Origin of the sequence: Luteimonas yanweni (assembly GCF_039548475.1) — a bacterium.
Lineage (GTDB): Bacteria > Pseudomonadota > Gammaproteobacteria > Xanthomonadales > Xanthomonadaceae > Luteimonas.
In genome coordinates this window covers 360846-373672 of sequence record NZ_JBCLVC010000013.1, presented here as the reverse complement: position 1 = coordinate 373672, position 12827 = coordinate 360846, and the positions used below count along the sequence as shown (strand labels likewise).

Annotated in this window: 11 protein-coding genes and 1 pseudogene; 6 read left to right on the top strand and 6 right to left on the bottom strand. The window is 70.0% G+C overall.

Going from position 1 to position 12827, the window contains the following annotated elements; translation table 11 throughout:
* The 5 genes from WCE39_RS10090 to WCE39_RS10070 all read left to right on the top strand — a co-directional run.
* On the top strand, window positions 1-364 hold a 364-nt coding region (locus WCE39_RS10090), incomplete at its 5' end, for an ABC transporter permease (RefSeq protein WP_343276547.1).
* A 138-nt stretch (window positions 365-502) separates the two neighbouring features.
* Window positions 503-1741, top strand: a complete 1239-nt coding sequence (locus tag WCE39_RS10085; RefSeq protein ID WP_343276546.1) for an efflux RND transporter periplasmic adaptor subunit — start codon at window positions 503-505, stop codon at window positions 1739-1741.
* 142 nt (window positions 1742-1883) lie between these two features.
* Window positions 1884-2576, top strand: coding sequence for an ABC transporter ATP-binding protein (locus WCE39_RS10080; RefSeq protein WP_343276545.1), 693 nt, complete (start codon window positions 1884-1886; stop codon window positions 2574-2576).
* A 28-nt stretch (window positions 2577-2604) separates the two neighbouring features.
* Window positions 2605-3771 carry an ABC transporter permease gene (locus WCE39_RS10075; protein ID WP_343276544.1) on the top strand — a complete coding sequence of 389 codons (1167 nt, stop codon included), beginning with the start codon at window positions 2605-2607 and terminating at the stop codon, window positions 3769-3771.
* A 9-nt stretch (window positions 3772-3780) separates the two neighbouring features.
* Window positions 3781-5106: an ABC transporter permease gene (locus WCE39_RS10070; protein ID WP_343276543.1), complete on the top strand. Its 1326-nt coding sequence runs from the start codon at window positions 3781-3783 to the stop codon at window positions 5104-5106.
* 18 nt (window positions 5107-5124) lie between these two features.
* Here WCE39_RS10070 and rarD read toward each other — a convergent pair whose 3' ends face one another.
* The 6 genes and pseudogenes from rarD to WCE39_RS10040 form a co-directional block, all read right to left on the bottom strand.
* The gene (rarD, locus tag WCE39_RS10065) at window positions 5125-6000 is read right to left on the bottom strand and encodes an EamA family transporter RarD (RefSeq protein WP_343276561.1); all 876 of its coding nucleotides are present in this window, start codon (window positions 5998-6000) and stop codon (window positions 5125-5127) included.
* A 191-nt stretch (window positions 6001-6191) separates the two neighbouring features.
* A pseudogene (gene yedA, locus WCE39_RS10060) lies at window positions 6192-7094 on the bottom strand (drug/metabolite exporter YedA); the annotation flags it as partial.
* Between the two features lie 223 nt (window positions 7095-7317).
* Window positions 7318-9504 (bottom strand): carboxy terminal-processing peptidase, encoded by a 2187-nt coding sequence (locus WCE39_RS10055; protein ID WP_343276542.1) that lies wholly within the window; start codon window positions 9502-9504, stop codon window positions 7318-7320.
* Window positions 9505-9677: 173 nt separating this feature from the next.
* Window positions 9678-10688: a lipoyl synthase gene (gene lipA / locus WCE39_RS10050; RefSeq protein ID WP_343276541.1), complete on the bottom strand. Its 1011-nt coding sequence runs from the start codon at window positions 10686-10688 to the stop codon at window positions 9678-9680.
* A 102-nt stretch (window positions 10689-10790) separates the two neighbouring features.
* A complete protein-coding gene (gene lipB / locus WCE39_RS10045) occupies window positions 10791-11495 on the bottom strand; it encodes a lipoyl(octanoyl) transferase LipB (RefSeq protein WP_343276540.1) in 705 nt (234 codons plus the stop codon).
* Complete coding sequence (locus WCE39_RS10040) at window positions 11483-11761, bottom strand: DUF493 family protein (protein WP_343276539.1); 279 nt, start codon at window positions 11759-11761, stop codon at window positions 11483-11485. The genes lipB and WCE39_RS10040 overlap by 13 nt, the downstream gene beginning before the upstream one ends.
* Before the next feature lie 143 nt (window positions 11762-11904).
* On the opposite strand from WCE39_RS10040, the gene WCE39_RS10035 reads away from it, so the two are divergent.
* The gene (locus WCE39_RS10035; protein ID WP_343276538.1) at window positions 11905-12825 is read left to right on the top strand and encodes a CsgG/HfaB family protein; all 921 of its coding nucleotides are present in this window, start codon (window positions 11905-11907) and stop codon (window positions 12823-12825) included.
* The last annotated feature ends 2 nt before the right edge of the window (window positions 12826-12827 follow it).

Genomic DNA, 12827 nt, shown 5'->3' with positions numbered 1-12827 from the left:
CGGTGTGGCGTTGGTGATCACGAACGCGCTCGATACCTCGCTGCGCCGGCGCCGGCGCGAAACGGGGACGCTGCGCGCCCTCGGCTTTCCCGGTTCGAGCATCGGCCTGGCGGTGTTCGTCGAAGTCGCACTGATCGGGCTGCTCGCCACCACCATCGCGCTGGTCGCCATGCACGTGGCCGTCGGCGGCAGGGTATTCGGAACATCCGCCGGCAGCCTGGCCATCCAGGTGCCGCTCACCATCACGCCGGCGCTGGCCCTGACCGTGTGCATGTACAGTCTGGCGCTGGGCCTCCTGAGCGCCCTGCTGCCGACCTGGCGGCTCGCGGGCGGCAAGCTGATCGATGCCTTGCGCGCCGACTGAGCCGCCATCCGCATGACCGGGGCCAACGCAAATGCATGACATTCCGCAGGTGACACCACCTGCTCCGCCCGTCGAAAGTGGCCACATGCATCGACCGGCACGGTCACACTTCGCCCACAGCCCTCGTCTCGAGTCCTGATGAACACCAAAGCCGACCTGTTGAACGAACTGCGCATCGACCGCAGCCCCGATCCGCAACCGCGACGGTGGCGCTGGATCCTGGCCGCGGCGATTGCCGCCCTGCTCCTGGTCGCGCTGGCCGCATGGGCGCTGTCGGGACGCGGCGGCGCGGTCGAGGTGCGCACCGCCACCGCGGTCTCCACCGGCGGCGGCAGCGGGGCGACTTCGGTGCTCGACGCCAGTGGCTACGTGGTGGCGCGGCGCATGGCCACGGTCTCGGCCAAGGTCACCGGCCGCGTGCGCGAGGTGCTGATCGAGGAAGGCATGGCGGTGGAGGAAGGCCAGGTCATGGCCACGCTCGACCCGGTGGACGCCGATGCACAGCACGACCTCGCCCAGGCCCAGCTCGGCGCCGCGCGCAGCCAGGCGGACTCGGTGCGCGCCCAGGTGCTCGAGGCGGAGGCACAGGCGCGGCGGCTGGAATCACTCGTCGGGCAGCAGCTGGTATCGCGCGCGCAGTTCGAGCAGGCGGTGGCGCAGCGCGATTCGCTCCGCGCCCAGCTCGCCACCGCGCAGCGCAACGCGCAGGTCGCCGGCGAACAGCTGCGGATCAGCGACATCGGCGTCGACAACACCGTGGTGCGCGCGCCATTCGCCGGCGTGGTGATCGCCAAGGCCGCGCAGCCGGGCGAGATCATCTCGCCGCTGTCGGCCGGCGGCGGCTTTACCCGCACCGGCATCGGCACCATCGTCGACATGGACTCTCTCGAGGTCGAAGTCGACGTCGGCGAGGCCTATATCGGCCGCGTGCAGGCGAAGATGCCGGTCGAGGCCACGCTCAACGCCTACCAGGACTGGAAGATCCCGGCCGAGGTGATCGCCATCATCCCCACCGCTGACCGCGGCAAGGCCACGGTCAAGGTGCGCGTGGCGCTGAAGGAAAAGGATCCGCGCATCGTGCCCGACATGGGCGTGACCGTGAGCTTCCTGGAGCGCGCGCCGGAACCGTCCGGTGACGACGCGCCGCGCGGCGTGCGCGTGCCGGCCGCGGCCGTGGCCGCGCGCGACGGCGGCGATGTCGTCTTCGTCGTGGCCGGCAGCGGCGACGATGCGGTAGCCGAGCGGCGCGGCGTCAGCGCCGGCGGCGGTGGTGCCCAGCGCACCGTGCTGTCCGGGATCGCACCGGGCGAAACCGTGGTGCTCGACCCGCCTGAAGACCTGGCCGACGGCGACAAGGTCACCGTAAGCGACCCGTAGGAGCCACCAGCCCGACACCCGCATTCGACACGCACACACTCCCTTGCGGGAAGGAAGAACATCGCTGTGGGAGCAGTTATAGCCGCTCCCACAGGAGGGCCTTCGGGTCCGCCACATCCAACACATCCACCGGAGCATCGTGATGACCACCCTGGTATCGATCCGCAACCTCGGCAAGTCCTACCAGCGCGGGCCCGAGAAGGTCGACGTGCTGCATGGCCTGGACCTGGACATCGCGTCCGGCGATTTCGTCGCCCTGATGGGGCCTTCGGGCTCGGGCAAGACCACGCTCCTGAACCTCATCGGCGGCCTGGACGCGCCCAGCAGCGGCGAGATCGAGATCGCCGGCCAGCGCATCGACCGCATGGGCGCAGGCCAGCTGGCCACCTGGCGCAGCCAGAACGTCGGCTACGTGTTCCAGTTCTACAACCTGATGCCGGCGCTCTCCGCCCAGAAGAACGTGGAGCTGCCGCTGCTGCTGACCAGGCTCGGCGGTGCGCAGCGCAAGCGCAACGCGCAGATCGCGCTCGAACTGGTTGGCCTGTCCGACCGCGTGTCCCACAAGCCGGCAGAGCTTTCCGGCGGCCAGCAGCAGCGCGTGGCGATCGCGCGCGCCATCGTCTCCGATCCGACGCTGCTGATCTGCGACGAGCCCACCGGCGACCTCGACCGGCAGTCGGCCGAGGAGATCCTGGGCCTGCTGCAGGAGCTCAACCGAGAGCACGGCAAGACCATCGTGATGGTGACGCACGATCCGAAGGCGGCCGAGTACGCCAGCCACACCCTGCACCTGGACAAGGGCGTGCTGGTCGAGCAGCAGTCGCACGCGGCATGAGCCGCGCCTGCAACCGGAGGAGGTCGCAATGAAGTACTTCCACCTGGTCTGGGCCGCCCTGTTCCGGCGCAAGACCCGCACCTTCCTGACGCTGGCCTCGATCGTGGCCGCGTTCCTGCTGTTCGGCCTGCTCGACGGCATCCGCACCAGCTTCGCCGAACTCGGCCGCAACGCCGACGGCGCGCAGCGCCTGCAGACGGCCTCGAAGCTCTCCTTCATCGAGACCCTGCCGCTGTCGCTGCAGGCGCGGATCGTGGCCATCGACAACATCGAGGCGGTGACCCACGCCAACTGGTTCGGCGGCACCTACCAGGGGCCGCGCAACCAGCTGTTCACGCTGGCCGTGGCGCAGAACTACCTCGAGCTCTACCCGGAAGTCGACGTCGACCCTGCGCAGCTCGAGGCCTGGAAGCGCAACCGCACCGGCATGCTGGTTGGCGAGACGATGATGAACCGCTTCGACTGGAAGGTCGGGCAGCGCATCCCGCTGCAGTCGGCGATCTACCCCAACAGCGACGGCACGCTCGACTGGGCCTTCGACATCGTCGGCGTGCTGCACGCGAAGGAGGGCGAGAGCGCCGGCTTCACCGGGGCGATGATGCTGATGCATTACGACTACTTCGAGGAGTCCACGCCCTACGTCGACGGTGACGTGGGCTGGTACGTCAGCCGCGTGTCCGACGTGCGCCGCAGCGATGCCGCGGCCAAGGCCATCGATGCGCTGTCGGCCAACTCGCCAAACGAAACCAAGACCATGAGCGAGCAGGCGGCGATGGCCTCGCAGCTCAAGCAGATGGCCGACATCGGCCTGATCGTGGGCTCGATCATGGGCGCGGTGTTCTTCACCCTGCTGCTGCTGACCGGCAACACCATGGCGCAGGCGGTGCGCGAGCGGACGTCCGAACTCGCGGTGCTGAAGACGATCGGTTTCTCCAGCACCAGCGTGCTGGCGATGGTGCTGGCCGAGTCGATGCTGATGGTGGTGATCGGCGGCGCGCTCGGCCTGGGCCTGGCGTCGGTGATCGGCAAGGCCGCCACCGCCGCCAGCGGCGGCGTGGTCAACCTGCCGCCCGTGGGCCTGGAGAGCTGGCTGCTGGGCCTGGGGCTGATGCTCGCCATCGGCCTGCTGGTCGGCGCCCTGCCGGCGATCCGCGCCATGCGCCTGAACATCGTCGACGCCCTCGCGGGCCGCTAGGAGCACGCCATGAAGAAGATCAAGCCTTTCCTGCGCGGCACCGGCCTGGTGCTGCTGCTGGTCGCGTTCCTCGCGGCCTGGATCTACCTGCCCTGGCCCGCCCTGCTCGCGGTCGCCGTCGCCTTCGCGCTGTGGATGCTCTCCACGCGCAGCGGCCGGCAGGCGGCGTCGGTTACCCGGGTCGGCGTCAGCACCCTGTCGCAGCGCCTGGGCTCGTCGTCGGTGGTGATCATCGGCATCGCCGGCGTGGTCGGCGTGCTGGTGGCGCTGCTGGCGATGGCCGAGGGCTACCAGCACACGGTGTCGAGCAGCGGCGACGAAGACACCGCGATCGTGCTGCGCGGCGGTTCGGCGGCCGAGCTGATGTCGGTGATGTCGCGCGACGCGATCACCGCGATCGAGCGCGCGCCGGAAATCGCCCGTGACGCCGAGGGCCGGCCGCTGGCCTCGCCGGAGCTGGTGGTCGCGGCCAACCTGCCGATCCGCGGCGGCGAGGCCGACGTCGACGGCAGCGTGCAGCTGCGCGGCGTGGGCGACATGGCATGGGCCGTGCGGCCCAACGTGCAGCTGGTCGAAGGCCGCCGCTTCGAGACCGGCAAGCGCGAGCTGGTGGTCGGCACCGGCGCGCGACGCCAGTTCCTGGGCCTGGATCCCGGCAGCGAAGTCCGCATGGGCAACCAGTCGTGGACGGTGGTCGGCGTGTTCGAATCCGGCGACTCGATGGCTTCCGAGATGTGGGCCGACGCCGAAGTCGTCGCCACCACCTACCGCCGCGGCAGCAGCCGGGCCTCGGTCTTCGCGCGCCTGACCGATGCCTCGGCGTTCAACGCGTTCAAGGCCACGCTGGCTGCCGACCCGCGCCTGCAGGTCGAGGCCCAGACCACGCTCGAGTACTTCCAGGCACAGTCCGAAGGCATCTCCAAGGTGCTGCGCATCATCGGCATCGTGGTCGGCTCGATCATGGCCATCGGCGCGGTGTTCGGTGCGCTCAACACCATGTTCGCCAGCGTCGCATCGCGCGCGCGCGAGATCGCGACCCTGCGCGCGATCGGCTTCCGCGGCATTCCGGTGGTGGTGGCGGTGATGCTGGAGACCATGCTGCTGGCGGCCATCGGCGGCGTCCTCGGCGGGCTGCTGGCCTGGCTGGTGTTCAACGGCTACACCGCGTCGACACTTGCCGGCGGCATGTCCCAGCTCACCTTCGAGTTCAAGGTGTCGCCCGAGCTGCTGTGGCAAGGGCTGAAGTGGGCGCTGGCGATCGGCTTCATCGGCGGCCTGTTCCCGGCGCTGCGGGCGGCGACCATGCCGGTCACGGACGCGCTGCGCGCGGCCTGAGCACGGCGCCCCGGGCGATCAGGCCTGCTGCGCCACCACCCGTCGCCGAGCGCGGATGAAACCGTCGACGGCGAACACGGCCAGGCCGATCCAGATCACGGAGAAGCCGATGGCGCGGTCGCGGTCGAAGGTCTCGCCGAAGACCAGCACGCCGCACAGCAGCTGCAGCGTCGGGGCCAGGTACTGCAGCAGGCCGACCGTCGACAACGACACTTGGCGCACCGCGTAGGCAAAGCCGATTAGCGGCAGCGCGGTCAGGGCGCCACCCAGCACCAGCAGCAGGTTGCTGCCCAGGCCCCAGCGAAGGTCCGAGAATCCGCCGTGGCCGCCGAGTTCGAACCAGGCCAGGAGGCCGGCCGCCGGCACCAGCAGGTACAGGTTCTCCACGCCCAGCCCCGCCACCGCGTCCACCTGGGCCTGGCGGCGGATCAGGCCGTATAGCGCAAACGAACATGCCAGCGCCATCGCGATCCAGGGGAAGCTGCCGTAGTTGAAAGTCAGCCAGAGCACGCCGCAGCTTGCCAACGCCACCGCCACCCATTGCGCCGGGAGCAGGCGCTCGCGCAGGAACACCACGCCGATCACCACGTTGAGCAGCGGGTTGATGAAGTAGCCCAGGCTGGTCTCGACCACGTGCCCGGCGTTTACCGCCCACACGTACAGGCTCCAGTTGAAGCCGATCAGGAGGCCGGACGCCAGCAGCATCCCGGCCAGCCGCGGCTGCGAGAACACCTCGCGCAGCCAGCCGCGGCCGCGGGTGGCCGTCAGGTAGGCCGCGACCAGTAACGCCGACCACAGCGCGCGGTGGGCCACCACCTGCAGCGACGGCACGTGCTTGAGCAGGTGCCAGTACAGCGGCATCAGGCCCCAGAGCACGAAGGCCCCGACCGCCATCCACAGGCCGCGGGTGCGCTCGCTGGCGCTCAAGGGCGCTGTTCCGGTGCGTCGGCGCCGGCGGGGGGCGCGTGCCCGGGCAGGGAAGGCGCCGGCAGCGGTTGGCCGGCAACGGCCGGCTGCTCGGCGGCGACCGCGAGTCCGGCGGCGACCAGCGGCGCCGCCGTCGCCTGGCGCGCGGTGCGCCGGCGCCGTCCCGCGCTGGCGAGGGTGATCGCGACCACGCCGGACAGGATCACGGCCATCGCGCCGAGGTCGTGGGCGCTGAAACGCTCCCCCGCAAGCCACGCACCGAGCACCACGGCGATCAGCGGATTGACGTAGGCATAGCTGCTGGCAAGGCTCGCGCGCACGTTCTGCAGCAGCCAGGCGTAGGCGGAGAAGGCGAGGATCGAGCCGAACACGGTGAGATAGGCCACCGACAGCGTCCCGCGAAGGGTCGGCGCCACGGCGAAGCGTTCACCCAGCAGCCAGCCGGCCGCCATCATGAGGACGCCGCCGCAGAGCATCTGCCCGGCCGCGGTCATGAACGGCGACGGCAGCGCGCGGCTGCGGCTCCAGATCGAGCCGAAGGCCCAGGCCAGTGGCGCCACCAGCAGTGCGATCAAACCCTGTGGCGACGCGGTAAGCGAGCTGCCGGCGTTGAGCCAGAGTACGCCGGCGAAGCCCACAGCGAGGCCGGCAAGTTCAATGCGCGTGGGCCGCTCGCCGCGCAGCGCCGCGAACAGGCCCATCCACAGCGGACACGAAGCCACCGCCACCGCGGCAAGCCCGGACGACACGGTCTGCTGCGCGATGCAGACCATGCCGTTGCCCAGGCCGAGCAGCAACGTGCCCATGATCGCGAGGTCGCGCCACTCCGCGCGGGTCGGCGCCGGCATGCCGCGCAGGCGCAGCACCCCATACAACAGCGTGCCCGCGGCAACGAAGCGCATCCCCGCCATCAACAGCGGTGGATAGCCGCCTTCAAGCGCGAAGCGGATGCCAAGGTAGGTCGACCCCCAGACGAGGTACACCGCCCCCAGGGCGAGGACGACCGCCATCGCGCCGGGCGGCGTGCGGACGGGAGCGGAAAACGGCGAAGCGGCACCCATTGCGGCATCCGGGCGTTAAAGGCGGCGTGGAAGGGCGGCAAGCGTCGATCAACCTGCCGGCGCGGTGATTCTACGCCGCGCGGACGCCTCGCGGATCGCGGCCATGGCCGCTCACGCAGTAGGAGCAGCTATAGCTGCGACCGGCATATACGACCGAAGCCCGATCCAAACCCTGGTCGCAGCCAGGGCTGCTGCTACCGGGAACCGTTGGTCGCTGCCCGGCTCAGCGCGCCCAGCGCCCCGGCCCGGTGGACTCCGGCAGCACTGCCGCCGACAGCTGGCGGTCGGCGTCGAGCAGGCGCACGGCGTCGGCCAGGATCGCGGCGGACTCGCGCAGCAGCGGGTCCGGGCGCTTCTCGGCGGCGTCCTCGCGCGCGGTGTCGGCGGCGATGTCGCGCTCGTTCGCGGTCAGGCCATCGTCGGCCGAAAGCTCGGCCAGCGGATCCAGGTCGAGGCCCAGGCGCTTGCGCTCTTCCTGGCGGTCCTTGCGCTTGGCGGCCTGGCGGTCGCGCTCGGTGCGGCGTTCGGCCTCGTTGAGCGAGATGTAGTCCTTGTCGGCCTCGGCGCGGAACTCGGCCACGTCCTCCTTCCACCACTGGAACTCGCGGTCGGTCGCCACGCGACCGCCATGCAGCTCATCCAGCCGCGGCAGCAGCGGCGCGAAGTTGCCGTAGCGGGTGTGCGGCACGGCCGAAATCCGGGTCCAGGGCAGCGCATTGTCGTAGGTGCTCTCGCCGAACTCGGTGGCGTTGATCGTCGCCGGGAAGCGGATGTCGGGCACCACGCCCTTGTTCTGGGTGCTGCTGCCGCCGGGCAGGAAGAACTGCGCGATGGTCATCTTGACCTGCCCATGGCGCGTGCCCTCGTTGGCGGGCCAGCGGTCGAGGTCGAACAGGTTCTGCACCGTGCCCTTGCCGAAGGTGGTCTCGCCGATCACCAGGCCGCGGCCATAGTCCTGGATGGCACCGGCGACGATCTCCGACGCAGAGGCGGAGGCGCGGTTGACCAGCACCGCCAGCGGCCCATCCCAGGACACGCCGGCCTTGCGGTCGGATTCCACCGCCACCCGGCCGCCGGACTCGCGCACTTGCACCACCGGGCCGGTGTCGATGAAGAGGCCGGTCAGTTCGACCGCCTCGTTGAGCGAGCCGCCGCCGTTGTTGCGCAGGTCGAGCACGATGCCGTCCATGCCCTGCTCGCGGAATTCTCCGAGGATCCTGGCGACGTCCCGGGTCGCCGATGCGTAGTCGCCGTTGCGGCTGCGCCGGCCCTCGAAGTCCTGGTAGAACGCGGGCAGCTCGATCACGCCGATGCGCTTGGCGGCGCCGGCCGGCCCCGCGGGGATCTCGATTAGCTTGGACTTGGCAGCCTGCTCTTCCAGGCGGATCTTGGCGCGGGTCAGGGTGATGCGTACGGGCTCGCTGTCGAGCAGCGCCTCCACCGGCACCACGTCCAGGCGCACCTGGGTCCCGGCACTGCCCTTGATCTTCTCGACCACGTCGTCGATGCGCCAGCCGATCACGTCCTCCATCGGGCCGTTCGTGCCCTGGCCAACGCCCACGATGCGGTCGCCGGGCGTGAACCTGTCGCTGGCCGCCGCGGGGCCGCCGGGGATCAGCTCGCGGATCACGACCACGTCGTCCTGCTTCTGCAGCTGCGCGCCGATGCCCTCGAGCGACAGCGACATGCTCTGGGTGAACAGGCCTGCGGTGCGCGGATTGAAATAGTCGGTATGCGGATCGATGGACGCGGTGTAGGCATTGAGGAAGGTCTGGAACGCGTCCTCGTGGTTCAGCTGCTCGACGCTGGTGGCGATGTTGGCGTAGCGCTTGTCGAGCGTCGCGCGGATCTCGGCCGGCTCCTTGCCGGCAAGCTTCAGGCGCAGCCAGTCGTTGCGCACCGACTTCTTCCACAGTGAGTCCAGCTCGGCGCCGTCCGCAGCCCAGGCGGCGTCCTCGCGGTCGTAATACCAGCGTTCCTCGCCCTCGAAATCGAAGATGTCCTGCTTCAGCAGGCCGCGCGCGTACTCCACCCGCTCGCCCACGCGCTGCTTGTAGAGCGCGTACATTTCCATCGCCGGGCCGGTGTCGCCCTGGCGGACGGCATCGCCCATCCGCGCCTCGTAGCGCTGGAAGCGCGCGATGTCGGCGGCGTCGAGGAACAGCTTGTTGCCGTCCAGCGCCTCGAGGTAGCGCTTGAAGATGTCCTGCGACAGCGTGGCATCGAGCCCGCGCGGGCGATAGGCGTAGCGGCTGTCGGACAGCAGGCCGTAGACCAGCCTGGACGTGGTCTCGTGGTCCGCGGTCGGCGCCTCCGGAATGGCGTCGCCGTCGGCGCGCGCCATCAGCGCCAGTGGCATGGCCAGCGCCAGGGCGACGACGGTGGCGGACAGGGCTTGGCGTGCTTTCATGCGGTCGGCTCGATGCTCACGTGGAGGATGCGTCGCTACCCTGCACCGTGCCGGTCCAGGACCGGGCCGGACAGTGCTGGAAGTCGCGTATTGACGCCCGAAACCACTCTAACCGCGGCCACGGGGCGGGGTGTGAACAATTCGCCACGCAGGAGCGCGGCGTACCGCAACGCTCAGGACGCGAGGCCGGCGCCAGCCGCCTGGCGGTCGGCGTGGTACGACGAACGCACCAGCGGACCCGACGCGACGTGGGTGAAGCCCAGCGCCATGCCGTAGTCCTCGAAGGCCTTGAACTCTTCCGGCGTCCAGTAGCGCAGCACCGGATGGTGGTGCGCGCTGGGCTGCAGGTACTGGCCGATGGTGATCATCTCGACGTCGTGCGCGCGAAGGTCGCGCAAGGTGGCTTCGACCTGCTCCCGCGTCTCGCCGAGCCCCAGCATGATCCCGGACTTGGTGGCGACCTCCGGGTGCTGGGCCTTGAAGCGCTGCAGCAGGGTCAGCGACCACTGGTAGTCGGCGCCCGGGCGCACGTTGCGGTACAGGTCCGGCACGGTCTCGACGTTGTGGTTGAAGACGTCCGGCGGGTTGGCCGCCAGGATTTCCAGCGCGCGGTCCATGCGGCCCTTGCCACGGAAGTCCGGGGTCAGGATCTCGATCTTCGTGCCGGGCGTCGCGGCACGGATGGCTGCGATGCAGTCCACGAAGTGCTGGGCACCGCCGTCGCGCAGGTCGTCGCGGTCGACCGAGGTCACCACCACGTACTTCAGGCCCATGTCGGCGACGGTCTCGGCCAGGCGGCGCGGCTCGTCGGCGTCCGGCGGCTTCGGCCGGCCGTGGGCGACGTCGCAGAAGCTGCAGCGGCGGGTACAGACCTCGCCAAGGATCATGAAGGTCGCTGTGCCGTGCCCGAAGCACTCATGGATGTTCGGGCAGCTCGCGTCCTCGCACACCGTGACCAGCCGGTTCTCGCGCAACTTCGACTTGAGCGCCGCGACCGCGCCGTTGGACGGGATCCGCACCCGGATCCAGGACGGCTTGCGCAGCACCGGCGCATCCACGAACGCCACCGGCGAACGCCCGATCTTGTCCCCCGCCACCTGCTTCACCCCGGGCACCAGCGACGGCGGCGCCTCGCTGCTGACGACTGCGAGCGGGATGGACTTGGCGGCGGAGGTGTTGGTCATTTTTTTGCCACGGATTTACGCGGATAAGCGCGGGTTTACACGGATCAAGCAAAAGCGGGACGGGTTCAGGTCAAGGGCGGGAGCATTTCAAAGCAATTCGCTTTATCCGCGTAAATCCGCGAAAGATCCGCGTAAATCCGTGGCAAAAGCTCTTTCTTCCGCAGCCTCCACAGCCGCCAAACCAAGCTGCGCGGCAAGCGCCGCGACCAGCGCGGGCCGGGCGGCGTCGAGGCTTGCGGGACCGCCGCATTCTACCACCGAGGTCGTTTCAAGCCCGGCGTAGCCGCAGGGGTTGATGCGGTGGAAGGGTTCGGAATCCATCGCGATGTTGAAGGCCAGGCCGTGGAAGGTGCAGCCCCGACGCACGCGGATGCCGAGCGCGGCGATCTTGGCGCCGCTATCCACGTACACGCCCGGCGCGCCTTCGCGGCGCTGCGCATGGATGCCCCAGCCGGCCAGGGTATCGATGAGCGCCTGCTCGATGCGGCAGACGTATTCCCGCACGCCGATGCCCAGGCGCCGCAGGTCCAGCAGCGGATACGCGACCAGCTGTCCGGGCCCGTGGTAGGTCACCTGGCCGCCCCGGTCGACCTTGAGCACTGGGATGTCGCCCGGCGCCAGCACGTGCTCGGGCTTGCCGGCCTGGCCGAGGGTGAATACCGGATCGTGCTCGACCAGCCAGAGCTCGTCCGGCGTATCGTCGCCACGCGCATCGGTGAAGGCCTGCATCGCGCGCCAGACCGGCGCGTAGGCGCGGCGGCCGAGGTCGTGGACCAGCAGCGCGCGCGTGGCGGCTACAGCGTCCACTTCACCTCGGGATGCTCGCGCAGCGCGGCGTGCGCACTGTCGTACTCCTCGCGCGAGTTGGCGCGGAAGGTGATCCGCACCGAAACGTAGCGGCCGCCGCTGGACGGCCGGGCGGTGAGCGTCTCGTGGACCACGGCCAGGCCGGCGGCGCGCAGCAGGTTGGGGACTTCGACGTCCAGCCCGGCGGAGGCCGGACCCATGGCCGTGATCTCGAAGTCACCCGGGAACTGGAAGCCGTGTTCAGGGTTGTCGGACTTGATTTCCATTGCCCGATTATGGGGCCAGCGCCGGGCGATCCCAACGCCAGCGCCGCAACACCGTGGCCCGATGCCGAAACGCACGGCGTCCGCTGGCAGGCCCTGACCGCGTTTGGCGATGGAAGGAATCCACATCCGCAAGGAGCTCCGCCATGCCCCGTACCGCTCTCGCTGCCGCCCTCGCCGCCTGCCTGCTCGCCGCGCCCGCCATTGTGCTGGCCCAGTCCCAGCCCTCCGACGTGCCGGTCTGCGCACGCAGCCTCGGCACGATCGCGGTGATGGAGCCCAGCGGCCAGAACTGGTGGACCGGCCAGCGATTGGCGTCGCCGGCGGCGCTGATCAAGGTCTATGTGAACCGGTCGCGCTGCTTCACCCTCGTCGACCGCGGCCAGGGCATGCAGGCGATGCAGGCCGAGCGCGCGTTGGCGTCCTCGGGCGAGCTGCGCGGCGGCTCCAATATCGGCAAGGGGCAGATCCGCGCCGCGGATTACGTGCTGGTGCCCGACGTGATATCGCAGAACCGCAACGCCGGCGGCACCAATATCGGCGGCCTGGTCGGTGGCCTGCTCGGCAACCGGCACGCCGCGGCGGTGGTCGGCGGCATCAACCTCAAGCGCAGCAGCGCCGACGTGGTGCTCACCGTCACCGACGCGCGCTCGTCGGAGCAGGTCGCCATGACCGAAGGCCACGCCACCAAGACCGATGTCGGCTGGCGCGGCGGTGGCGGCCATATCGCCGGTGCCCTGGTCGCGGGCGGTGCCTCCGGCTACGCCAACACCGAAATCGGCCAGGTGGTGGCCCAGGCCTACATCCAGGCGTATTCGGATCTGGTGGCGCAGCTCGGCGGGTTGCCGTCCGACGCATCCGCGGCCAACGCCACGCAGGCGGTGAGCATGACCCGGCCCGGGCGGCTGCTGAAGGCCGCCGACGGCCGCGGCGGCGCGGTGCGCGATCTGGATCCCGGGATGATGCTCTATCCCACCGGGCTCAAGGACGGGACGATGTGGGAGGTCGAGGACGAGCTCGGCAACCGCGGCTGGGTCAACTCCACCCAGCTCTCACTTGCCCGCTGACG